The sequence below is a fragment of the Coprococcus sp. RTP21428st1_C9_RTP21428_210409 genome (assembly GCF_040227395.1).
GTDB lineage: Bacteria > Bacillota > Clostridia > Lachnospirales > Lachnospiraceae > Coprococcus > Coprococcus aceti.
This window is the reverse complement of the sequence record NZ_JBEHVV010000028.1, coordinates 8,503-33,257: the sequence shown is the minus strand read 5'-3', so window position 1 is coordinate 33,257 and position 24,755 is coordinate 8,503. Positions and strand designations below refer to the sequence as shown.

The window sequence follows — 24,755 nt, the reverse complement described above, 5'->3', positions numbered from 1 at the left end:
GTAACGAACATGGGAATTATGAAGAATATCGCACAGTCAGAGGTACTTAAGCTCAAGGATCAGGTGGCATATCAGGAGGGACAGGTCGTAAGTAAGACACTTGCTCAGAATGTATGTATGAGTATAACCTTATTTGCATTTGCCAAGGATGAGGAGATCAGCACACACGAGTCTGACGGAGATGCATTTGTGACGTGCCTTGACGGTGTGGGCGAGGTGACAATAGACGGTGTCAAGTATGAACTCCACGAGGGCGAGTCAATAGTAATGCCTGCAAAGCATCCACATGCCGTATACGGCAAGGAGCAGTTCAAGATGCTTCTGGTGGTTGTGTTCCAGTTGTAATTGAATCACGGAGAAAACCAATGAAAAAAGCAATTGTGGTATTGATCGTAATGGTGTGCCTGACAGCAGGAATATGGGGAATCTTCATGCTGAGAGGCAGTGCGGGGAAAGCCGGGGGCCACGTAGAAAATGACAATGGAAATCCAGGCGTAGCTGCTGATGTCACGGAGAGCGGAACTACGACAGAAGAGCAGACCGCGGATAGCCAGGAAACGACGGAGGTGACCGAGGAGGAGAAGCCGAGTCTGGTGGATGAGACACTTGCTGGGATGACGCTTCATGAAAAGGTCTGTCAGATGATGTTTGTGACTCCGGAGGAGCTCACGGGAGAGGACGGCGTGACTGTGGCAGGGGATGCGACCAGACAGGCTCTGGAGAATTATCCTGTTGGCGGTATCGTGTACTTTGCGAAGAACCTTGAGAGTCAGGATCAGGTGAAGGAGATGATCGACAACTCCCAGAAGTACAGCAGTATAGGATTATTTGTGGCGACCGACGAGGAGGGCGGCGTAGTAAACCGCCTGATGGATACTGTCGGAACCACATATATAGGCTCCATGTACTATTACAAGGACGACGGAGACGAAACGGCATATGAGAACGCATACACCATAGCAAATGATATGTCGGCGCTTGGCTTTAATCTCGACTTTGCGCCGGTGGCGGACGTATGGTCGAACCCAGACAATACGGTTATCGGCGAGCGCGCATACAGTGATGACTACGCCCAGGCGGCAGAGCTCGTTGGAAATGCGGTGAAGGGCTTCAACGACGGAGGAGTCATGTGCACCCTGAAGCATTTCCCGGGGCATGGAGACACGGCGGAGGACTCACATTATAGCAGTGCCTATGTGCATAGAACAAAGGAAGAGATTATGGCGGATGAGATGCAGCCGTTCAGGTCGGGTATAGAGGCGGGGGCAGAATTTGTCATGGTCGGACATCTGATCGTCCCGGATATAGACGAGGTTCCAGCCACTCTCTCATACAAGATAGCGACCGGTATTCTCAGGGATGAACTGAAGTTTGAAGGAGTTGCCATAACCGATTCATTTGAGATGGAATCCATAGCGGACAATTACAGTGTGGATGATGCGGTAGTGATGTCGGTAAAAGCTGGAATGGATATGATACTGCAGCCGAAGGATATGGTGTCGGCGGTGAATTCCATAGAACAGGCAGTGGCGGACGGCGAGCTGTCAGAGGACAGGATAGACGAGAGCGTCCGAAGGATACTCACCCTGAAGGAGAGCCGCGGACTGCTCAAATAGCAAACTATGTAGTAATCAAAACTATTTAACCTTGTTATATATATTACATTGTGGTAAAATTATTTTTATCTGGGGTGCAAAAATGCACTGTCAGCAGATAGAATGAAAAATACGAGGTATGAGATGAAAAGAGTAGTTGTAACAGGCATGGGTGCTGTGACACCTATAGGAAACAGTGTAGAAGAATTCTGGGATAATATAAAGAAGAATACAGTTGGTATCGGAGAGATCACAAAGTTTGATGTCAGCGATTACAAGTGCAAGCTTGCTGCTGAGGTGAAGAACTTTGATCCAAAGCAGTATATGGATCCAAAGGCGGCAAGACGTATGGAGCCATTTTGTCAGTATGCCATAGCAGCTACAGGCGAGGCGATCAAGGATGCAGGTCTTGACCTTGAGAAGGAAGACAGAACAAGGATCGGAACATGTATAGGAAACGGACTTGGCGGTGTGGCAACCATAGAGAAGGAGCACAAGAAGGTTGTAGAGGGCAAAGCGAACAGAGTCAGTGTAATGATGGTTCCTATGATGATATCCAACATGGCTGCGGGCAATGTTGCAATACAGTTTGGCCTTGAGGGCAAATGTACTGACATAGTTACAGCCTGTGCCACAGGAACAAACTCTATAGGAGAGGCTTACAGATATATACAGGCAGGAGAGGCCGATGTCATGGTTGCAGGTGGTGCAGAGTCACCTATCTGCGAGACAAATGTATCAGGATTTATCTCAATGACAGCGCTTTCAAGTGCAGAGGATCCTATGAGAGCGTCCATACCATTTGACAAGGACAGATGTGGATTTGTAATAGCAGAGGGCGCAGGAGTTGTTGTACTTGAGTCACTTGAGCATGCTCAGGCGAGAGGTGCTCAGATCCTGGCTGAGGTAGTCGGATATGGTTCAACCTGTGATGCATATCACATCACATCCCCTAAGGAGGATGGAAGTGGTGCAGGACGTGCCATGAAGCTTGCCATGGAGGAGGCCGGAATCACACCTGCTGACGTTGACTACATCAACGCACATGGAACAAGTACCCATCACAATGACCTCTTTGAGACAAGAGCCATCAAGTATGCTATGGGCGATGACGCATACAACGTGAACATCAATTCCACAAAGTCCATGATAGGACATCTGTTTGGAGCTGCCGGAGCAGTTGAGTTCATAACATGTGTGAAGTCCATAGAGGATTCATACATCCATCCAACAGTTGGTCTCCGCGAGACAGAGGGTGAGATGGATCTCAACTACACCATGGGCGAGGGTGTACACAAGGATATTACATATGCGCTCAGCAACTCACTGGGATTTGGCGGACACAACGCAAGTATACTTGTGAAGAAGTTCGAGGCATAATACAGGCAGGATTACTGATAATTACATATAACAGGAAAACATCACTTCAGACACAGGGGTGATGTTTTTTTGTGCGCTGTCCCAGGTTAATAAAATAAATATTTGGGGGACATAAACTAATAAAACCACAAAACAACACAAAAAAACATGAAAAACAAATGAAAACCAGAAAAACCCACAAAATGTGTTGACAATCCCACATGGCGTGGCTATGATACAAAGCAAAACAGAAGCGCGTATCTGATTTTAGAGTGCAAAGGGGCACGGAGATAGAACTGTAAAGTTTCATCTCTGTGCCCCTTTTGTTTTAACAGGGAAATCTTTTGGAGGTGGAATATGGCTACTAAATCAAGCATTATGGACACTAACAGCTACAGTGATGACTACAGTTCACTGCTCAGTAACACGACAAGGGATATGATAAACCGCCGTGAGAAATGGATGGGTGGCGCATACAGACTTTTCTATAGAAAGCCGGTCAACCTTGTGAGAGGACAGGGACAGTACCTCTGGGATGCAGAGGGGAATAAATATCTGGACATGTACAACAATGTGGCAGGAATCGGTCATTGCCATCCTGCTGTGGTCGAGGCAGTTACAGAGCAGATGAAGCTTTTAAATACCCACACACGTTATCTGCATGAGAGGATCATTGATTACAGTGAGGATCTGCTGAAGATGATGCCGGACGAGATAGACAAGATAATGTTCATGTGTACCGGTTCTGAGGCAAATGACCTGGCACTCCGAGTGGCACAGGAATACACGGGCGGCACCGGAATCATAGTTTCAAGGGAGGCGTACCACGGAACAAGTGCTCTGACATCTGGATGTTCACCAGCCCTTGGAAGTGAGCAGCCACTGCTTCCGAATGTAAGACTCATTGAGACACCTGACTATTACAGACATGGCGGTACACCTGAGGAGTTCACCGCATGGTACTCAGGAGAGATGCAGAAGAAGATCGATGAGCTGGAGGCAGCAGGATATAAGTTCTCATGTTTCCTTGCAGATTCTATATTCTCATCAGATGGAGTACATCCGAATCCGGTCGGTTTCCTGAAGGCGGCCATCGATGTGGTACATAAGAATGGCGGTGTATTCATAGCTGATGAGGTGCAGCCGGGATTTGCAAGAACGGGAGATGCGTTCTGGGGATTCGCCAGACATGGGATCATACCTGACATGGTGACAACAGGAAAGCCTATGGGTAACGGAATCCCGATATCAGGACTTGCCGCCAAGCATGAGGTACTCGCCGCATTCAGCGACAAACTTCCATATTTCAATACATTTGGAGGAAATCCAGTGGCTATCGCAGCCGCACAGGCTGTGCTTAATGTCATAAAAGAAGAAAAGCTGCAGGAGCATTGCAAGGTGGTCGGTGCAAAGCTTCTGAATGCATTGCAGGAGGTAAAGGACAGACATCCTGATTCTGTGGGAGACGTCAGAGGCGCAGGCCTGTTCATTGGATTTGAGCTTGCGAAGAATGACGGCAAGAAGACTCCGGATCAGCAGAAGGCACTGGATGCCATCGAACTTCTGCGAGACAACAATGTACTGACTTCTGTTGCAGGTCCTTATGGAAATGTCTTAAAGCTTCGTCCGCCTATGGCATTCCAGGAGTGCGATATCGACTGGATAGCATCAACCCTCGATAAATGTCTGCATCAGCTTGAGTCATAGATAACACACGAAAAGGAGGAAGAATTATGAAAAAGAAGATTTGCTCAATACTTTTGGCAGCCGCACTGGCACTTACGGTGACTGCATGTGGAAGCTCTGGAGGAAGTACAGATGGGAGCACACAGGCAGTGACAACAAGCTCTGAGTCCAAGACGGACAAGGACACACTGGTTATTCTGGGCGCTGAGAACTGGCAGGCTTCACTCAGCCCGCTGAAGCACACATCAACAATGATGCTTCATGCAGAGGCAATAGCTCTGGAACATCTACTGGTCATGGATGAGAAGACACAGGAGCCACAGCCTAATCTTGCTACTGAGTGGTCATATGACGACAGTCAGACAGTCTTGACGGTCAAGCTTCGTGAGGGCGTAAAGTTCCACGACGGTTCAGACTTTACCGCAGAGGATGCCGCAGCATCATGTGAGGCATATTCAAGCTCACAGAACGTATCCGGTTCATGGTGGGCAGATGAGTTAAAGTGTAAGGTCATCGACGATTATACATTTACCATAACTCCGGCATCGGGAAAGCCTCTTGGCTCTCTGGTCAATATGCTTTGTTCAACTCCGATAATGTCCGCTGACGATCTTGCAGATCCTGAGAACACTCTGGATAAGAGATACAACGGAACCGGCCCATACAAGATGGTAAGCTTTGAGAACGATACAGCGACATATGAGCTGTTCGACGATTACTGGGGAACTCTTCCTAAGATAAAGAAGATCGAGTACAAGTACGTTGCGGATGCCACAACACGTCTGTCAGCATTGCAGTCAGGTGAGGCCGATGTCATCGAGCGTGTTGATTCCGATGCGGTGTCTGTGCTTGAGTCAGACAGCAATATCGTGGTTGACAAGTTCCTCACCACAGAGTGTAAGCACCTTATTCCAAAGTTCAAGATGCCGCCTATGAATGAGAAGCTTGTCAGAAAGGCGATAGCCTACGCGATTGATTATGACGGAATCGTAAATGATATATTTGGTGGTTATGCAGAGAAGGCAGACAGCTTTATTTCCTCAACTATCTGGGGATACAAGGCAGTTGGCGGAGTTGGTGAATATGATCCTGAAAAGGCTGCAGAATGTTTGAAGGAGGCAGGTTATGAGAATGGTGAGGGACTTCCAGAACTCAACATCTACACATCAGTAGGTTTTTACCCTAAGACAAAGGAATATTACGAGTACATTGCAGCTTGTTTACAGGCTGTCGGTATCAACTGTAAGGTGGTTCCTCTTGATACTTCATCATGGGGCGATGTGTTATATGAAGAAACTCCTTGCTACATGATCGACTGTGGATGGCAGCCATCAGGTATCGAGCCTGAGCTGAAGCTGAATTCATGGTATGCAGCAGGTCGAATCAGCCACTATGAGCCTACGGCAGAGCTTCAGGACATCATGGACAGATTCGCAACTGAGACAGACCCAGATAAGAGAAAGCAGATCCTTCAGGACGAGTACCTTCCGGCCCTGGCAGAGGAGATGCCTGATATCCCTATCATCAAGTCCATGACTATCTTTGGAGTAAGATCAAATGTCAAAGGTCTTGAGTACACAAGTGGTGCAGATTATATCTTCACAAATGTCACAAAAGAGTAAGCGCATAGCAATACATTAGATTCACAAAAAGGGGCTGCATGTGTAAGGATACAGCATGTGGCCCTTTTTAAGAAGGGAGGAAATCAAAGTGCTGGGAACCGTTTTAAAAAGACTTGCACAGGGCATTTTTGTTACCTTTTGCGTTATATTTATCAGCTTTGTAATACTTCGGATGATACCGGGAGATCCGGCGAAGGTCATGGCTCCGACAGCAACAGTAGAACAGCAGCAGGCGATCAGAGACAGTATGGGACTGGAAAAGTCCATCCCGGAGCAGTTTAAAATGTACATGGTGAATCTGTTCCACGGAGATCTTGGAGAGTCATATTTCAAGAGCGATACAGTCCTGAATGTTATGGAGCAGGCCACACCTTTATCATTGATACTGCTGATATCTTCAGTGGTCATATCGATCATATTATCCCTGATCCTGGGAACCATCGCAGGACTAAATGGAAATAAATGGGAGGATCGTTTCATCTCGAGTATTGCGGTACTGTTCCAGTCAATGCCTAACTACTGGGTATCCTCCGTGTTGATCATTATTTTCTCAGTCAGACTTGGACTGCTGCCGTCAATGGATTATTCGGGACCTGCATCCTGCGTGCTCCCGACAGTTGCACTGGCACTTCCGCTCACGGCGGTGCTCACCAAGGTGGTGCGTTCCTCACTGATCGACAGTTACAATCAGGAATTTGTCAAGGTTGCATATGCGAGAGGAATATCGACAGTGGCGATATATTTCAAATACGCACTCAGGAATTCACTTATCCCTGTACTGATATCCCTAGGAACACAGCTTGGCTTTCTGGTAGGAAGTATCGTTGTTGTCGAGTATGTATTTAACTTCCCGGGAATCGGATACACGGTGTTAAATGCGATCCTTCGAAGAGATTACAACCTGGTTCAGGGAATTATCATTCTGTTTTCCGTATTCTTTATTGTTTTGAATATTGCCATTGATCTTGGAAGTATCCGTCTTGATCCACGAATGAGAAAAGCACAGGGAGGACTGTAATTATGAAGAAAAAAAGTAAATTTAGATCAGTCCTTCAGTGGATTGGTAAAAACAAATTATTTACACTTGGAATCATTATTGTAGGAATCTATCTCCTTGCCGGAATCTTTGCGCCGCTCATCGCGCCGTCGGACCCGGGCAAGGCAAATCCATCCATCAGATTATTGAAACCATTTCAGGATCCGGCACACTGGCTGGGAACTGATGCCATAGGACGTGATCTGTTCTCGAGACTTTTGTATGGAATCCGTACCTCAGTCATAATTGGTTTCTGCAGCGTTCTGCTGGCCGCCCTCATAGGACTGATAGTCGGAATCATATCCGGTCTCACAAGTCCGGGACCTCTGGATTCAGTGCTGATGAGAATCACCGATGTACAGATGGGATTCCCATTTATCGTACTTGCCATGATCGCACTCACACTGTTCGCACCGAATGAGGTGTCGGTAACCATAGTGCTGAGTCTGGCACTGTGGCCGGCCTATGCGAGAACGGTGCGGTCAAATGTAATACCCCAGAAGAGCACAGATTATATCGCAGCGGCAAAGCTCATGGGGGCGAGCTCATGGAGGATATCCACGAAGTATATCGGCAAGAATCTGATCCCTGCCATGCTTCCTCTCATACCGCTTGATATCGCCGGAATGATCATCAACGAGAGCTTGCTCAGCTACATGTCACTCGGTATAAATCCGCCAAAGATATCCCTTGGAAACATAATGTCCGATGCCCGTGGCTATATTGCATCTGATGCATGGTATATCATGATCCCCGGCATCATTCTTATCATCATGGTTCTCGGACTGAATTTTATCGGTGACAATCTTCAGGTTCATTTCGATCCAAAGCTTCGCAAATAGGAGGATAACAGTATGGATAATAATACAGAAAAAGATACAGATGTGATCCTTGAGGTAAAGGATTTAAAGACCTATTTCAAGACCGGTCCGCACAAAGTCGTGAAAGCAGTTGAGGGAGTCAACTTCTCACTGCGGAAGGGCAAGGTGCTTGGAATAATAGGAGAGAGTGGTTCCGGCAAGAGCGTGACGGCGAGATCGATACTGAGGATCGTGGAATCTCCGGGTTACATAGCAGGCGGCGAGATCAGGTTCAAAGGTCAGGATATACTGAAGCTCCCGGAGAAGGAGATGAAGAGCATCCGTGGAAATGAGATCTCCATGATATTCCAGGATCCTACTACATCGTTCAATCCCTACATGACAATTGGAGCACAGCTTGCCGAGGCCTATAACGCACATACCCCATCGGGTTCAGAAAAGGCAAAACAGGAGATAATGAGAGTTCTCAAGCTTGTCGGAATAACCAACGGCGAGGAGGTCATAAAGAAATACCCGTGTGAGTTCTCAGCGGGTTTCAGACAGAGGATATTCATAGCGATGTCAATGATATTGTACCCAGATCTGCTCATAGCGGACGAGCCTACAACAAGTCTTGGAATCACCATTCAGGCGGAGATCATCGAAGCCCTCAGTGAGGTGCAGAAGCAGACCGGCATCTCCATCATGATAATCACCCACGACTTTGGCGTGGTGTCCCAGTTCTCAGACGACATATTTGTCATGTATGCGGGAAGATGCGTGGAGTCGGCATCCAAGAAGGATCTGCTCAGAAATCCAAAGCATCCTTATACGGTTGGACTTATCCGTTCTGTTCCGCTTCTCGAGGCTCGTAAGACGAAGAGACTGAAATCCATTCCGGGATTCCCGCCGGATATGTCAAATGTCCCGGAGGGATGTCCATTTGCTTCCCGTTGTGAATATGCGAAAGATATATGTCATAAAGAGGTGCCGGCACTGAAACCGGTTGGAGAGGGACATATGTGTGCCTGCCATTTCCCACTGGATTATGACATTAACGAAGATACAGAATTGGGGTGATCATATGAAGGATATAGTATTATCTTGCGATAATCTGCTGAAGCAGTATCCGGTGAAAAAGGGAATGTTCAACAAGGTTGTCGGACAGAAGAACATAGTCGACCATGTCTCGCTGGAGCTGGAAAAGGGCAAGACACTTGCAATCGTCGGAGAGTCGGGCTGTGGCAAGACGGTGCTGACGAGAGTCCTGCTGGGAATTGAGGACAAGACGGACGGAAGTATCGTATTTGAAGGAAAATCCTTGGACGATATGACGCCCCAGGAAAAGAGCGATATGAAGGCAAAGATACAGATGATCTTTCAGGACACTCTGGGATCGCTGCATCCGAGAATGAGTATCCGTGAATCACTTGAGGAGCCATTGATCCTGAATGGAGTGAAGGACAAGGAGGAGAGGGAGAAGATCATTCTGGACACACTTTCACAGGTCGGAATGGCACCGATGTTCCTTGACAGATACCCGCATCAGTTATCCGGTGGACAGAGACAGAGGATAATCATAGCGCGGTGTCTGGTCGTCACACCGAAGATCATATTTGCCGATGAGCCTATATCGGCACTGGACGTGTCATTGCAGGCACAGGTCATAAATATGCTGATGGATCTGCAGGACAAATATAAGTTGTCCATGCTGCTGATCGCCCACGATCTGGCTGTGGTGAGACAGATCGCGGATCAGATAAAGATCATGTATTTCGGAGAGATAGTCGAGAGTGCACCGAGCAGCGAGATATACAAGAATGCGCAGCACCCATATACAAAGGTTCTGCTCAAGGCGGCTCCGAGTATAAGCAAGGGACTTGAGGATGCGGGCTTTGACATAGACCTTAAGCCAGGTGATATACCTGATCCGGCAAAGCCGATGCCGGGATGTCCGTTCTGTACACGCTGTATATATGCGGATGAACGTTGCATGAAGGAGCGCCCGGAGGAGACAGAGGTATCACCGGGACATACGGTTCGCTGTCACAAGGCAGGACAGATATAACAGAGATTAAGGAGGAATCGTGATGGAATATAGTGCAGTCAGTACGATATGGATTATGGTAGGAACGGTACTCATTTTCTTCATGCAGGCGGGCTTTGCGATGCTTGAGACCGGCATGACGAGGGTAAAAAATGCAGGAAATATCGCCATGAAGAATCTGGTTGACTATTGTATCGGTTCGGTGACGTTCTGGTTGATAGGATTCGGAATTATGTATGGCGGCGACGGAGCTGTACTGGGTAAGATCAAAGGTGTGGCAATGGAATCGGTATATGGAGGCGGCATGCTTCCTGACGGGATCCCATTCTGGGCATTCCTGATATTTCAGACAGTATTCGCTGCGACGGCGGCGACCATCGTGTCGGGTGCCATGGCGGCGAGAACTAAATTTGCAGCATATTGTATCTACAGTCTGATGATAAGTCTGGTGATCTATCCTATATCGGGACACTGGATATGGGGAGACGGTTGGCTGGCACAGCTCGGATTCCATGATCTTGCCGGATCCACAGTTGTACATATGGTGGGCGGTGCCGCTGCATTTGCAGGAGCGTGGATGCTCGGCCCGCGTATCGGAAAGTATTCAAGAAGCGGAAAGTCGAAGAAGATACCGGGACACAGCATGCCGCTGTCAGTGCTTGGAATATTTATCCTGTGGTTTGGCTGGTTCGGCTTCAACGGAAGCTCGGTTCTGCCACTGACAGGAGATACGGTGTCGCTAGTTGGCAAGGTGTTCTGTAACACCAATCTATCCGCTGCGGCTGGAGCAGTCACAGCGATGTGTATAAGCTGGGCGTGGAAGAAGAAGCCAGATATCGCCATGACACTCAACGGCGCTCTGGCAGGCCTGGTTTCTATCACTGCGGGAGCCGACGTTATAAGTACACCACTTGCGGTGTTGGTCGGAATCGTGGCCGGAGCGATAGTAGTTGGGGGAATGCATTTCATAGAGAACGTGGTAAAGATAGATGATCCTGTGGGAGCCATCGCGGCACACGGATTCGGTGGCCTGTGGGGAACTGTAGCGGTTGGATTGTTCTCAGACGGAACCGCCACAAAGACAAAGGGCCTGCTGCTCGGCGGTGGTGGCTACCAGTGCGGAATCCAGATCCTTGGCGGAATAGTTGTGTTCCTGTATGTATTTGCAGCTTCGGCACTACTGTTCAAGATCGTTCAGAAGACCATCGGCCTTCGTGTATCGGCTGAGGATGAGATGGATGGACTGGATATCAGTGAGCACGGATTTTCAAATACTTACACAGAGGTGCTGTCCTCAGACGGAATAAGCGCGCCTATGATGAATGTGCCTAAGATCGATGGCAAGGCATTTGACAGCCCAGAAAATGCGGAGAATCTTAACATATCCAAGGTGGTCATCATAGCGAGAAAGAACAAGCTTGACGCACTGCTTCACGCCATGAATGACATAAATGTAACTGGAGTTACGATCACGGATGTGACCGGATATGGTATACAGAAGGGAAATAATGACAAATATTACCGCAGCTCGGATGCGGATCTGAACCTGCTTCCTAAGGTGAAGGTCGAGGTCATAGTCAGCACTGTACCTGTGTCCAGGGTTGTGGAAACTGCGGAGAAGGTGCTGTACTCGGGCAACTATGGCGATGGCAAGATATTCGTATACGATGTGAAAAATGTTGTGAAGGTTAGAACCGGAGAGGTTGGAAGAGAAGCATTGATTGATGAGAGCAAGTAGGAGAGGAGGCTTTTTTATGCGCAAGACAACAATTGATGAGGCGATCACAAGGGTCGATGACTGGAAGGGCAAGGAGATCAGTTACAAGCCCGTTTCAGGAGGAATAACGAATCCGAATTTCAAAGTGGATGTGGAGGGAGAGCATTTCTTCCTCAAGATACCGGGAGCCGGCACGGATTACATAAACCGTGAAGTATGCCATGAGGCAAATGTGATCGCGGACGAGAGCAAGGCAGGCCCAAGAGTCTATTATTATTTCGAGGATACAGGTGTTGAGATATTCCAGTGGCTTGACGGCTACCGTCAGGTGACATTTGGCGATGTGTATGACAAAGATATATTCCAGTCGATATTCGAGAGGATCAGGGACTTCCACCATCTCGAGACAAAGCCGCTGAACCTGAAGCAGAGCATATTTGAACAGGCGTGGGATATGAACGCAAGGGCGAAGAATGGCGGCTATATATCACCGTTTAATGACAAGATGGAGTATCTGCTCTCTGCTATTGAGAAGGCGCTGGCGGGCAGTGAGGAGCTGTGTCCGTGCCACAATGATTTCTGGACAAACAACCTGATGTACAACGAGGAGACAAATGATCTGAAGATCATAGATTATGAGTATGCGTCCATGAATGATCCTTATGTGGATCTGGGTCTGATATCTGCTGTGAACTATTTCACCGAGGATATGGACGTGGAGATGATGAAGATATACGGCGGAGGCAAGGTTGATGAGAGAGCATTTGCTAGAATGAAGCTGAACAAGATAGCCTGCGATATCAAGTGGGCGTATTGGGCACTGTATCAGGCGGCCAGCTCCAACGTGGAGTTTGATTACATGAACTGGTATGGACAGAAGATGGCGAGACTGCAGCATTTCTGGCTCGATTCAAGGCTGGATTACTGGCTCGACGTTGCGAGGGAGAAGAGTACCCGTATCAGTTGATGATCAGCAGATCGTATTATGAAACCGGTTCAGGAAAGGGAGATGTATAGCATGAAGGATTATTATAAGAATATGGAAGATTCATGGGTAGAATTTGTCAGTAAGAATATACGTGCACAGGCATATTCCGGGGAAGAGAAAGCCACCTCGGAGGTGTTTATGCAGGCCATGGATGAGCTTGGTATTGAGCATTTCCGCGATGAGTGCGGCAACGTGGTCGGAGTCATCCGCGGAGAGGGTGACGGTCCAAACGTGCTTCTGACTGGACATATGGATGTTGTGCCTGAGGGAAGCATAGATGCATGGAGTCCGTATTTGCCATTTGAGCCGAAGGTGGAGGATGGAAAGTTATACGGCAGAGGTATAAGCGATATGCTTGCTGGCCTGACTTCGGAATTCTTTGCATTTATGGAGATCAAAAAGCTGGTGGATGCCGGGGCGAAGATATCGGGCAATCTTATATTTGCTGCAGTCGTCTATGAGGAGCCGGCGGAGAGTATCGGAACGATTTATCTTATGGAGCACACTCTTCCGGAGCACGGCCTTGATGTTGACCTGTGCTATCTGGGGGAGCCGTCAGACGGCAATCTTGCCATCGGACAGCGAGGCAAGATCGAGCTTGTCATAGAGGTGTACGGTAAGGTGGCGCACTCGTCCGCTCCGCAGGAGGGCATAAATGCTGTTGAGAAAGCGCTCCCTATAATGGATGCGATCATGCATAATTTTGGCAGTGAACCGCTCGTACATGAGATGGGTAAGACGTCCATGGTCATCACTGATGTGGTGGTAACACCGGGACAGAAGTATTCCTGTGTGCCGGACTATTGTGAGATCACAGTGGATCAGAGATATGTGCCACCTATGACCATAGAGGATACGGTGAGCAGGGTTCAGAAATTCCTGGATGAGCAGAAGAAAAAGGATCCTGAGCTCAGAGCTGTCGTTCATCCGAGAATGAATAAGAGGACGTGTTACACCGGTTATGAGGCGGAGGCGGCAAAGCAGCATCCGGCGTGGGTGACCGGCAAGGATAATGAGTATGTCGAGCTGACATACAGGACGCTTAAGGAGCTTGGTCAGGATGTTGAGAAGATATACTGGCAGTTTGGAACCGACGGAAGCGTTATATGCGGCAAATACAACATACCGACTATAGGATATTCGGGTGCGATGATGAGTCAGGCGCATCAGGCACAGGAGCACGTGGAGATCGACAGGATCCTCGACTGTATAGAGGGATATACTGCGGTTCTCTGCAGGCTGTATGGACTGGATATGCCGGAATAAAGGTTTACACGGCACCGCTTATTTTGATACAATCATGTTGCAGGTTAGAAAACATAGGGCTCAGTTTATAAGGAAGTAAGGGAGGGGACAGATGTTAGCAGATCAGCGTAAACAGATAATATTGGATCAGGTAAATCTTAATCATTCGGTTACTGTTGCCAGACTGGTTGAGCTGCTGGGCGTGTCGACCGAGACGGTGAGACGTGATCTTGAGGATCTTGAAAATAACAACATGCTCACGAGGGTACACGGCGGTGCGGTTTCTGTGAAGAAGAGATACCGGTTTGAGGATATGGATGTCAGGGGCACATCCAATATGGAACTCAAGGAGCAGATAGCCAGGAAAGCGCTTGAGTATGTGAAGGATGGAGACACCATAGCGATAGATTCAGGCAGCACGGCGTCGTTGTTCGCCATGGCATTGAAGGCGCACAATTTTGACTCACTATCCGTCATAACCTATTCCTCGGAGGTGTTCTCCATATTATCGGAATGTGGAAATTACAGGATAACCCTGCTGGGCGGTGAATATCTCCCGAAGGAGAAGTTGTTTTATGGCTTCCTGACACATGAGGCGATGCAGAAACTTTATTTTTCAAAGGCATTTGTAGTACCTTCGGCACTTTCGGTCGAGGATGGCGCACATGATTTTATAAGGGAGACCTATGAGAATCAGTGCATGCTGATAGGCCATGCTAGCGAGGTATTTCTGCTGGCGGACAGCACGAAATTCGAGACAAAGGGAGATTTCAAGCTCAGTGATCTCCAGCCGGAATTCACCATCATAACCGACGATAAGCTTCCGGAGTCCGTATACAATATGTATAGAGATCACAAGCTGAACGTGGTAAGTTGATGACAGTCAAAAAAGTGTCTGTTTGCCTCTCTTTGGGTGTACAGAAGATCGATAAAATAGTATAATAAATGTGCTATATAAAAGATTGGACGGACAACTAAAGGAGGGTTATGGTTATGTACGAGAACAAGGATATGCTCAGTTGGCTTGGCTATTTTGCAGACATGATGAAGGTCAGTCCTGAGAAGATAAAGATGCTGAATATATGCGGAAAGCAGAAGAACGTTGTTCCGACTATAGACACACACAAGAGAGTTCTTATATTTGCAGATCAGAGTCATGAGGATCTGTTGTACACGCTTTGGGAGAAGGGCTTTGGCGAGTATGACATGTGGTATGCAGAGGGTGTGGAGCCCGGCGGCGAGGTTCATCATGACAAGCTGGAGAAGGTGCTGAACAGGAAGATAACAGGGCCAACAGTTATATTCATCATGAATGAGAAGACAAGGGAATCCGTCAGATACGGAATTGCAAATGATTTCTTCTCGGCTGGAACAGTACACTATGTCGGCAAGGAGATAAGAGCAGTCATCATGAGTCTGCTGGATGTGGATACGCATGACACCATCTTGGCACTCCAGGCCGAGAGTATAGTCATTGAGGCTGCGATCGTGGCAAGCGAGGGCAACATTATAGCCGTTGAGCCGGACGAGGGTTCGAGAAGATCCATGGAGGAGAATGTTGACAAGTTCGGAGTACATAATGTACAGATAATCCCAGACATGAGCGAGGAGACTCTGGCAGCCATACCTGTTCCGAGACTGGCATTCATAGTTGCAAATCATTATCTGGAGTCAGATATGGAGAGACTGCTCAAGATCAATCCGAATATGCAGTTTGTCATATACACACTTGATCTTGGAATACTTGCACAGGCAAAGCTCATATTTGACAAGCTCGGAATAAAGAATATGGAGGCTATTCAGATATCTGTATCCAAAACCAACAAGGACAACATGTTCGTTACCCAGCCGTCACCATGGCTTATCACCGGTGGAGCAGAGTAATCGACATCATAATATTTATATATAAGAAAAACCGCCTTTATGTAATAGGCGGTTTTCTTGTGTCCTCCAGACGGACGATTCCGAGAATCGTTCCCAGACAAATGATATCACTTGTGAGATACAGGGATCTATCACATCTGCTGACAGCTTCAAGGTATGGTGAGCCATCCTTTTCTGTATATTTTCTGATCATCTCGACTCCATTCTCGTTCAGGAATAACGCAATATCTCCGAAATGAGGAAAGTTTTGTTCCACGGCTATAATATCATCCTTAATATAGATAGGATGGAGCATATTGGTCGTGAGCCTCAGACAATAATCTGCATTTGGAAAATAATCGGCGGGTATCTCTATAAATTCTGTCGCGTGTGTTGAGTAGTCTGAATTGGAAGCAAGCGTGTGAGTTGAGGAAATACACGGAATCCTGCGCGTTTTGGCGCGGTACGCATCCGCTGAAGGAAGCTTCTTCTGCATGTGATCTTCAGAGTCCGCCATTAGCATGACCATCCGCTTGCCGTGGATGTTGAGTGTTCTGTATTTTTGCAGGAGATACAATTCCTCGTCCGTAAGGCTGCGCCTATGGAGAAATCCATCCATGGTACATCCAAGTGCGTCTGCGATGGATATCATAAGCTGTATTCCCGGGCTCTTGGTCTTGCCGCTCCTGATGGCTTTTATCGTATCCTCAGAGACATCTGTCAACTCAGCTAACTGACTGATCGTAACCCCGCGTTCAGCCATGACTTCCCTGAGTCTTTTCCCTATATCGTATTGTTGCTGCATGTAATTCACCTCAGTAACATTATATAATAGAAGAAACAGGCTTGTCCAGTTGAAAAGTGTAAGAATATACACTTTTGCGATTTGTGTATGCGCAGGAAAGTGTATGAACTGCTCTTTAATATGAAATTAAATATGATATAATGAATTTATCTGTTACATCGAGAGATGACAAGGGGGTCATTTTCTACAATAGTCTGTCACAATGGGGGTGACGGATTACGGCAGAGGGAACAAGGCTATCACGTGTCGAGCGTTAGGGCGTCGATCACGAGATAGCCTTTTTTCGTGGGGGCGAAGGACGGACGGCTGGGTATTCTTCCGCGGGGCGGGTATATCATCTGCTATATATGTGGTATCACGCTCTACTTCCTTCGCTTCGGCTTAGCTTCTATATGCACTCGTTTCCGGCCGCGATAAGGGCGATGCGGCTTCCAACTCGGCAAGAAGCACCGAAGCTCAGTCGTATTCGCTACCGATACCACATATATAGCAGATGATATACAGCCGCGGAAGAATACCCAGCCTGTTTCTGGCGGAAGGGTGATGGGAGTGGCGAATTTTACTTTGATGATTTGGAAGAAAAGCTAATTATAAACGAAATGTTAAAATTATAAAAAAAGTATAAACTGGTGATACACTAGGTTTTATGCGGGCTTCTTGGGAAAACTGTGACAAAAAACTGTTTTTGTTACGAAAAATAATACAAAAATAAAAAATGATTAAAATTTGACTATAAGGGCAAATAAATGACTTTAAATTTGTTTTGAATGGTGATAAAATACGCAAGCAAGGAGCGAGAGTAGCTTTTTAGAAAAAAAGATAGGGGAGTATGACCGTATGAATGTAGTATTTTTTGATGTAGACGGCGTACTGAATTCGGAGAAATTTCTGTGTGAGAAGCATGGGGAGTTTATCAATCCTAAGAATGTGGCTAACCTCAAGATGGTTGTGGATGCCACAGGAGCGAAGCTGGTCATGACAAGTGACTGGAGAAAACAGGTGATTGATAAGGATATCAGTAAGGCACACGTAAGGGAACTGATAGACAGACTTGCGGATGCTGGAATGGAAGTATATGGGGCAACTTCTTCAGGGGATGAGCTCAGAAACAAGTACGGGGATTATACCAGAGCATGTGCAGTCAAGGATTATGTGGTTGCGAATTCCGTAGAGGGATATGTCATATTTGATGACATGGATATGGACTGGGAGGCTCATGAACTCGATTCTCACTGGATCAACACAGAGAACGTACTTGTGGGGCTGTCTGAGGCAGATGCCATGAATGCTATTTCTATAATAAACCAATAATAAACTGGAATAGCATTTTGACATACAATAAAACAGTGTGAAAGGAAGTGATGTCTTACGGATCTGGCAGAAGAGTTATCCAATGAACTCCAATGCAAAACAGTATTTACAATACCAATATTTGGTGGAATACCGGTAACGGAATCTGTGGTGGTAACATGGATCATTATGGCAGTGCTTGTGCTGTTGTCGATTATCCTTGTAAGGAATCTCAAAGTTGAGAATCCGGGTAAGAAACAGCTTGTGCTGGAGACCATAATAACTACTTTTAACAACCTGTTCAAAGGTGTTATCGGAGAGGCGGGCATGAAGTATGTTCCGTATCTGATAACGGTTATTCTGTACATCGGCATGGCCAACATCATGGGTGTATTTGGCTTTAAACCACCGACAAAGGATCTGAATGTGACAGCCTCACTGGCCATCATGAGTATCATACTCGTACAGGTGGCAGGAATACGAGGAAAGGGGACAAAAGGCTGGGTCAAGAGTTTTGCAGAGCCGGTAGCAATAGTTGCACCGCTTAATGTACTTGAGCTTGTCATCAAGCCGCTGTCGCTGTGTATGCGACTTTTTGGTAATGTTCTCGGAGCATTCGTCATCATGAAGCTGATAGAGGCAGTAGTTCCACTCATTGTCCCTATCCCACTCAGCCTGTACTTTGATTTTTTTGATGGATTTTTACAGGCATTTGTATTTACTTTCCTGACTACGCTTTACATGCAGGAAGCGATGGAGTAAAGATTATCTGATTTTAAAAATGAAAATAAGAAGGAGAAAATGATATGAACGGATTATTAGCAATTGGAGCAGGTATAGCAGCATTAGTAGGACTTGGCGCAGGACTTGGAATCGGTCTTGCAACATCAAAGGCAGTTGAGGCTGTAGCTAGACAGCCGGAGGCAGACGGAAAGATCACAAAGCTTCTTATCATCGGTTGTGCCCTTGCAGAGGCAACAGCTATCTACGGTTTCGTAATCGGACTTCTTGCAATCATTCTTCTTAAGTAATCAGATTTTTGGTCAGATGGATATTTTAATAGAAATATCTGATAGAAATCTGGAATTGCAGAAGAGATGCGGATAATAGAAACAGAAAGATAGGAGTGGCTATATGATTGATATAGAATTTTCTACAATAGCATTCACCATTATCAACTTAATAGTTCTGTTTCTTCTTTTGAAGAAGTTCTTGATAGGACCGCTCAACGATGTCATCAAGAAGAGAGAAGATATGATCGCTGGCACCATATCGGATGCCAACAATCAGAAGGCTGAAGCAATGAAACTCAAGTCTCAGTATGAGGATACCCTTGCAGGGGTTGATGCTGAGTGTAGGGATCTCCGTGAGAAATCCCGTGTGGAGGCCCAGAATGAGTACAGCCGTATCATAGATCAGGCTGATGCAAAGTCAGTCAAGATGATAAAGGATGCGGAGAAGACCATAGAGATCAAGCAGAACAAGGCACTTTCTGATATGCAGTCACAGATCGCGGAGCTTGCAATGGCAGCAGCCGGCAAGATCGTGGGCGGTGAAGGTGATGCGGAATCAGCAGGAGCTGCCATGTATGACGAGTTTTTGAATGAAGTAGGTGATTCAGGTGACACAGAAGGCAATTAATTACGGAATTGTCCTCTATCAGCTTGGAATCAGTCAGGACATGGTGGAGGAGATAAAGGCGCTTGTGGATGGTAGTCCGGAGCTGGTATATGCACTGGCAGATCCGGTGGTCAGCCACGCGGACAAGCGCAAGGTCGTTGACAGGGTATTTGACAGATTTGGCAATAAGGATCTGGTAAATTTCATGAAGACCCTGTGTGACAACGATGGATTTGACATGATACATGACATATTTGACGAGTATGAGAAGTATGCCAGAGAGCAGCAGGATATCCTTTCGGCAACTCTCTATTATGTCACACCGCCAACTGATAAGCAGAAGGCAGGTATCGAGAACTTCCTTATGAAAGAGTATGGAAGCAAGGCGGTACAGCTTTCTATGGTGGAGAAAAAAGAATTGATAGGTGGATTTGTCATAAGAACGGGAGACCGCGAGTACGACAGAAGCATTCTGGGCAGGTACAAATCCCTTAGACAGAAACTGGTTATGAGGTGATAAATTGAGTTCAATTAGTTCAGAGGATATTATTTCTATACTCAAAGAAGAGATAGAGAATTATGATTTTGACTCCAGGGACAAAGAAGTCGGTAAGGTCATCTATGTAGGTGATGGAATCGTAACCGTATACGGTATAGACAATGCCATGTACGGCGAGATCGTTGTTTTTGAGAATGGTGTCAAAGGTATGGTTCAGGATATCAGAAGAACAGAGATAGGATGTATTCTGTTCGGTCGTGATACAGGAATCAAAGAAGGAACAAAGGTCAGCAGAACGGGAAAGCGTGCAGGCATCCCTGTAGGCGATGCATTTATCGGACGTATAGTTGATGCCCTTGGAGCACCTATAGATGGAAAGGGCAGCATAGAGTCAACGGATTATCGTCCAATAGAGAATCCGGCTCCAAGCATAGTTGATCGTAAGTCGGTCAACCAGCCGCTTCAGACAGGAATCCTCTCGATAGATGCCATGTTCCCAATCGGAAGAGGACAGAGAGAGCTGATCATAGGAGACAGACAGACAGGTAAGACATCCATAGCGATAGATACCATTCTGAATCAGAAGGGCAAGGATGTCATCTGTGTATATGTGGCTATAGGCCAGAAGGCTTCAACAATAGCCAAGGTTGTAAATAACCTGAACAAATATGATGCCATGGACTACACGATAGTCGTTGCATCTACAGCAAGTGATTCAGCACCACTTCAGTATATTGCGCCTTATTCAGGTACAGCGATCGCTGAGTATTTCATGCATAAGGGCAAGGATGTGCTGATCGTGTACGATGATCTGTCAAAGCACGCTGTTGCTTACAGAACATTGTCACTGCTTCTCGGACGTTCACCAGGACGTGAGGCATATCCTGGAGATGTATTCTATCTCCATTCAAGACTTCTTGAGAGATCAAGTAAGCTTAAGGATGAGCTGGGCGGAGGCTCCATCACAGCCCTTCCTATTATCGAGACACAGGCAGGCGATGTATCTGCTTATATACCTACAAATGTTATATCTATCACAGATGGACAGATATTCCTCGAGAGCGATCTGTTCTTCTCAGGTATGAGACCTGCTGTCAACGTTGGTCTGTCGGTATCACGAGTTGGTGGTGCAGCGCAGACAAAGGCGATGAAGAAGGCCGCAGGAAGTATCCGTATCGATCTGGCACAGTACAGAGAGATGGAGGTGTTCACACAGTTCAGTTCAGATCTTGATGAGAACACCAAGGAACAGCTTCAGTATGGCAAGGGACTTATGGAGCTTTTAAAGCAGCCTCTGTGTAATCCACTGTCAATGGCCGAGGAGGTTATCATTCTGGTAGCAGCTACCAATAAGGTATTCCTTCCAGTTGAGGTTTCAGAGGTCAAGAAGAAGAAACTTGAGATGCTTGAATACTTCCACAGTGCCCATAAGGATATCGTGGATGAGATCGAGGAGAAGCAGGTGCTTACCGATGAGCTGAAGGACAAGATAGTCGCAGCCGCTAAGGAGTTTATCGAGAGATAGATCTCAGGAGAAATAAGAAGATTCGTTGAGAGGTGATTTGATTGGCAAATACCAAAGAAATCCAGAATAGAATAAAGAGTATCAAGGATACTCAGAAGATCACCAATGCAATGTATATGATCTCATCTTCCAAGCTTAAAAAGGCGAGGACAGATCTTGAGAACACGGAGCCTTACTTCTACACACTCCAGGTTGCCCTTGCCAGAATGCTCAGACATGTTCCTGAGATGGAGCATCTGTACTTCGACAGCAGAGAGGGAATCAAGGAAGAGGACAGAAGGCGAGGTTATCTGGTCATTACCGCCGACAAAGGTATGGCTGGTGCCTACAACCACAATGTAATCAAGATCGCTGAGCAGGAGCTTGCAGCCCACCCAAACAGTGAGCTGTATGTAGTCGGCCAGGTGGGAAGACACTACTTCGCAAAGAAGGGAGTGCCTATAGATATACATTTCCAGTATACAGCGCAGAATCCTAGTCTTCACAGAGCCAGAGTCATAGCGGACAAGATGCTTGAGAACTATGAGAATGGCGATATAGATGAGGTATACATCATATATACCAACATGAAGAGCAGTGTGGTCGTTGAACCGCAGACGATACAGCTCCTCCCTATGAAGAGGACTGACTTCGCAGGCGTTCCTGCGGATGTGTTCCACGAGGAGATTACCATGGAGCCTTCACCGAAAGCAGTGCTTGACCGAATCGTGCCAAACTGTGTCATGGGATATATATACGGCGCTCTGGTAGAGTCCTTCTGCAGTGAGCAGAACAGCCGAATGATGGCGATGGACTCAGCCACAAAGAGTGCCAAGGAGATGCTGGATGATCTCAATATCAAATACAACAGAGCAAGGCAGGCAGCCATAACGCAGGAGATCACAGAGATCGCGGGCGGCGCCAGAGCTCAGAGAGACAGGAGCTAATAAGCTCAATAAATAATTGTAAAGGAGGTCTGATGTTTTGAAAAATGGTAAGATAGTACAGGTCATGGGACCTGTCGTAGACGTAGAATTTCCAGACAACGATCTGCCATACATCAAGGATGCTCTTGAAGTAGATAATCATGGAAAAAAATGTGTTATGGAAGTAGCACAGCACGTAGGAAATAATACAGTAAGATGTATCATGCTGTCCGCCAGCGAGGGACTTTCAAGAGATATGGAAGTCGTTGCGACCGGATCAGGAATCAAAGTTCCAGTAGGAAATCAGACACTTGGACGTCTGTTCAACGTGCTTGGTGAGACAATAGATGGCAAGGAGGATCTCTCAGACACAGAGCACTGGGTAATCCACAGAGAGCCGCCAACATTTGAGAATCAGAGTCCTGTCATTGAGATACTTGAGACAGGTATCAAGGTCATAGATCTTCTTGCACCTTACTCAAAGGGTGGTAAGATCGGTCTGTTCGGCGGTGCCGGAGTTGGTAAGACAGTCCTTATCCAGGAGCTTATCCAGAATATCGCATCCGTACATGGTGGATACTCAATATTCACCGGTGTTGGAGAGCGTTCAAGAGAGGGAAATGATCTGTGGACAGAGATGAGCGAGTCAGGCGTTATCGACAAGACCGCCCTGGTGTTCGGACAGATGAATGAGCCACCTGGAGCCAGAATGAGAGTTGCAGAGACAGGACTTACAATGGCAGAGTATTTCCGTGATGTAAATCATCAGGATGTGCTTCTGTTCATCGACAATATATTCAGATTTACACAGGCAGGTTCAGAGGTTTCATCACTTCTTGGACGTATGCCATCAGCCGTTGGTTATCAGCCAACACTTGCAAATGAGATGGGTGAGCTTCAGGAGCGAATCGCTTCTACCAAGGAAGGATCAGTCACGTCAGTCCAGGCCGTATATGTGCCAGCCGATGACCTTACAGATCCTGCCCCAGCCACAACATTTGCGCATCTGGATGCAAATACAGTTCTTTCAAGAAAGATCGTTGAGCAGGGTATCTATCCGGCAGTAGATCCGCTGGAGTCAAGCTCACGAATTCTTGAGGCTGATATAGTCGGCGAGGAGCATTATAATGTTGCAAGACGTGTACAGGAGATACTTCAGAAGTACAAGGAGCTGCAGGATATCATCGCAATCCTCGGTATGGAGGAGCTGTCAGATGAGGATAAGCTTACAGTTACCAGAGCCAGAAAGGTTCAGAGATTCCTGTCACAGCCATTCCATGTTGCTGAGAACTTCACAGGTATTCCTGGAAAGTATGTAAGTCTCAAGGATACGATCAAGGGCTTCAAGATGATCGTTGACGGTGAGATGGACGAGTATCCTGAGTGGGCATTCTTCAATGTAGGTACTATAGAGGAAGTAAAGGAAAAGGCCGAGAAGGGCCAGTAAAGGAAGTGCATAGATGAATACATTTTATCTGAGAGTTATTTCCAGTAATAAGATATTCTTCGACGGCCGGGCAGAGAAAATAGTTCTTCCACTTGAAGATGGAGAGAAAGCGGTTCTTGCACATCACGAGAACATGGTCATAGCCACCAGCATAGGCGAGATCAGGATTACCACCAGCAAGGGTGAGCAGGTAGTCGGTGTTGTCGGTGAGGGCTTTGTTCAGATAGTAAATAACCGAGTTGTCCTTATCGTGGATTCCGCAGAGAAGCCGGAGGATATCGACAGGGTCAGAGCCAAGGAGGCAAAGATCAGAGCGGAAGAGAGACTCAGACAGAAAGAGAGTCTGAAGGAATACAAGCAGAGCGAGGCATCACTTGCCCGTGCACTCACAAGACTCAAAGTAACAGAAAAGATATAGTGCGCAAAAGGAAAAACAAGCGGTTATGCGAAGTGAAACGAGCATGACCATTTGATTTTCCCTTGCGCCTATAACGAGAAGTCGTTCGGCGTAAGCCGAACATAGAGCGCGTCAGCGCGGGACTTCGAGTCTAGAAGAATCCCGTCAGTCGAAAGATGCAGCGGGACGAAGACAGAGCGCGTCAGCGCGGGACTTCGAGTCTAGAAGAATTCCGTCAGTCGAAAGATGCAGCGGGACGAAGACAGAGCGCGTCAGCGCGGGACTTCGAGTCTAGAAGAATTCCGTCAG

At 46.9% G+C, this 24,755-nt stretch carries 24 protein-coding genes; 23 read left to right on the top strand and 1 reads right to left on the bottom strand.

Going from position 1 to position 24,755, the window contains the following annotated elements:
• The first annotated feature begins 9 nt into the window (after window positions 1-9).
• From ABUA34_RS07415 to ABUA34_RS07350, 14 genes are all read left to right on the top strand, one after another.
• A complete protein-coding gene (locus ABUA34_RS07415; RefSeq protein ID WP_117874424.1) occupies window positions 10-345 on the top strand; it encodes a cupin domain-containing protein in 336 nt (111 codons plus the stop codon).
• 20 nt (window positions 346-365) lie between these two features.
• Window positions 366-1,616, top strand: a complete 1,251-nt coding sequence (locus tag ABUA34_RS07410) for a glycoside hydrolase family 3 protein (protein WP_349823095.1) — start codon at window positions 366-368, stop codon at window positions 1,614-1,616.
• Window positions 1,617-1,739: 123 nt separating this feature from the next.
• Window positions 1,740-2,975 (top strand): beta-ketoacyl-ACP synthase II, encoded by a 1,236-nt coding sequence (gene fabF, locus ABUA34_RS07405; protein WP_022216985.1) that lies wholly within the window; start codon window positions 1,740-1,742, stop codon window positions 2,973-2,975.
• 336 nt (window positions 2,976-3,311) lie between these two features.
• Window positions 3,312-4,661 (top strand): aspartate aminotransferase family protein, encoded by a 1,350-nt coding sequence (locus tag ABUA34_RS07400; protein WP_349092880.1) that lies wholly within the window; start codon window positions 3,312-3,314, stop codon window positions 4,659-4,661.
• Window positions 4,662-4,687: 26 nt separating this feature from the next.
• Window positions 4,688-6,262, top strand: coding sequence for an ABC transporter substrate-binding protein (locus ABUA34_RS07395; protein ID WP_015534629.1), 1,575 nt, complete (start codon window positions 4,688-4,690; stop codon window positions 6,260-6,262).
• 88 nt (window positions 6,263-6,350) lie between these two features.
• Window positions 6,351-7,280, top strand: coding sequence for an ABC transporter permease (locus tag ABUA34_RS07390; RefSeq protein WP_158576536.1), 930 nt, complete (start codon window positions 6,351-6,353; stop codon window positions 7,278-7,280).
• Window positions 7,281-7,282: 2 nt separating this feature from the next.
• The gene (locus ABUA34_RS07385) at window positions 7,283-8,140 is read left to right on the top strand and encodes an ABC transporter permease (protein WP_349823094.1); all 858 of its coding nucleotides are present in this window, start codon (window positions 7,283-7,285) and stop codon (window positions 8,138-8,140) included.
• A 12-nt stretch (window positions 8,141-8,152) separates the two neighbouring features.
• Window positions 8,153-9,178: an ABC transporter ATP-binding protein gene (locus ABUA34_RS07380; RefSeq protein WP_015534631.1), complete on the top strand. Its 1,026-nt coding sequence runs from the start codon at window positions 8,153-8,155 to the stop codon at window positions 9,176-9,178.
• On the top strand, window positions 9,147-10,166 hold the full coding sequence (locus tag ABUA34_RS07375; RefSeq protein ID WP_349823093.1) for an ABC transporter ATP-binding protein: 1,020 nt from the start codon (window positions 9,147-9,149) through the stop codon (window positions 10,164-10,166). The genes ABUA34_RS07380 and ABUA34_RS07375 overlap by 32 nt, the downstream gene beginning before the upstream one ends.
• A gap of 22 nt (window positions 10,167-10,188) precedes the next feature.
• Window positions 10,189-11,883 carry an ammonium transporter gene (locus tag ABUA34_RS07370; protein ID WP_173794966.1) on the top strand — a complete coding sequence of 565 codons (1,695 nt, stop codon included), beginning with the start codon at window positions 10,189-10,191 and terminating at the stop codon, window positions 11,881-11,883.
• Between the two features lie 16 nt (window positions 11,884-11,899).
• Window positions 11,900-12,829: a phosphotransferase gene (locus ABUA34_RS07365; protein ID WP_349823092.1), complete on the top strand. Its 930-nt coding sequence runs from the start codon at window positions 11,900-11,902 to the stop codon at window positions 12,827-12,829.
• Window positions 12,830-12,880: 51 nt separating this feature from the next.
• Window positions 12,881-14,116, top strand: a complete 1,236-nt coding sequence (locus ABUA34_RS07360) for a M20 family metallopeptidase (RefSeq protein WP_349823091.1) — start codon at window positions 12,881-12,883, stop codon at window positions 14,114-14,116.
• Window positions 14,117-14,207: 91 nt separating this feature from the next.
• Entirely contained in the window at window positions 14,208-14,972 is a 765-nt protein-coding gene (locus tag ABUA34_RS07355; protein WP_173794964.1) for a DeoR/GlpR family DNA-binding transcription regulator, read from the top strand.
• A 116-nt stretch (window positions 14,973-15,088) separates the two neighbouring features.
• Complete coding sequence (locus ABUA34_RS07350) at window positions 15,089-15,979, top strand: hypothetical protein (protein ID WP_055145109.1); 891 nt, start codon at window positions 15,089-15,091, stop codon at window positions 15,977-15,979.
• A gap of 37 nt (window positions 15,980-16,016) precedes the next feature.
• Here the strand turns inward: ABUA34_RS07350 and ABUA34_RS07345 are convergent, their stop codons facing one another.
• Entirely contained in the window at window positions 16,017-16,763 is a 747-nt protein-coding gene (locus ABUA34_RS07345; protein ID WP_015534638.1) for a helix-turn-helix domain-containing protein, read from the bottom strand.
• A gap of 837 nt (window positions 16,764-17,600) precedes the next feature.
• On the opposite strand from ABUA34_RS07345, the gene ABUA34_RS07340 reads away from it, so the two are divergent.
• The 9 genes from ABUA34_RS07340 to atpC all read left to right on the top strand — a co-directional run bounded on the left by ABUA34_RS07340 (window position 17,601) and on the right by atpC (window position 24,467).
• Entirely contained in the window at window positions 17,601-18,074 is a 474-nt protein-coding gene (locus ABUA34_RS07340; RefSeq protein ID WP_022216975.1) for an HAD domain-containing protein, read from the top strand.
• Window positions 18,075-18,137: 63 nt separating this feature from the next.
• Window positions 18,138-18,815, top strand: coding sequence for a F0F1 ATP synthase subunit A (locus ABUA34_RS07335; protein WP_071849465.1), 678 nt, complete (start codon window positions 18,138-18,140; stop codon window positions 18,813-18,815).
• A gap of 44 nt (window positions 18,816-18,859) precedes the next feature.
• Window positions 18,860-19,084, top strand: a complete 225-nt coding sequence (gene atpE / locus ABUA34_RS07330; protein WP_004852001.1) for an ATP synthase F0 subunit C — start codon at window positions 18,860-18,862, stop codon at window positions 19,082-19,084.
• 103 nt (window positions 19,085-19,187) lie between these two features.
• The gene (gene atpF, locus ABUA34_RS07325) at window positions 19,188-19,694 is read left to right on the top strand and encodes a F0F1 ATP synthase subunit B (protein WP_022216974.1); all 507 of its coding nucleotides are present in this window, start codon (window positions 19,188-19,190) and stop codon (window positions 19,692-19,694) included.
• Window positions 19,675-20,190, top strand: a complete 516-nt coding sequence (gene atpH, locus ABUA34_RS07320; protein WP_055145112.1) for an ATP synthase F1 subunit delta — start codon at window positions 19,675-19,677, stop codon at window positions 20,188-20,190. Before atpF ends, atpH begins: the two co-directional genes overlap by 20 nt.
• Before the next feature lie 4 nt (window positions 20,191-20,194).
• Window positions 20,195-21,697, top strand: coding sequence for a F0F1 ATP synthase subunit alpha (gene atpA / locus ABUA34_RS07315; RefSeq protein WP_022216972.1), 1,503 nt, complete (start codon window positions 20,195-20,197; stop codon window positions 21,695-21,697).
• A gap of 41 nt (window positions 21,698-21,738) precedes the next feature.
• Window positions 21,739-22,623 carry an ATP synthase F1 subunit gamma gene (atpG, locus tag ABUA34_RS07310; protein ID WP_349823090.1) on the top strand — a complete coding sequence of 295 codons (885 nt, stop codon included), beginning with the start codon at window positions 21,739-21,741 and terminating at the stop codon, window positions 22,621-22,623.
• Window positions 22,624-22,660: 37 nt separating this feature from the next.
• Window positions 22,661-24,049 (top strand): F0F1 ATP synthase subunit beta, encoded by a 1,389-nt coding sequence (gene atpD, locus ABUA34_RS07305; RefSeq protein WP_022216970.1) that lies wholly within the window; start codon window positions 22,661-22,663, stop codon window positions 24,047-24,049.
• 13 nt (window positions 24,050-24,062) lie between these two features.
• The gene (gene atpC, locus ABUA34_RS07300; RefSeq protein WP_022216969.1) at window positions 24,063-24,467 is read left to right on the top strand and encodes an ATP synthase F1 subunit epsilon; all 405 of its coding nucleotides are present in this window, start codon (window positions 24,063-24,065) and stop codon (window positions 24,465-24,467) included.
• The last annotated feature ends 288 nt before the right edge of the window (window positions 24,468-24,755 follow it).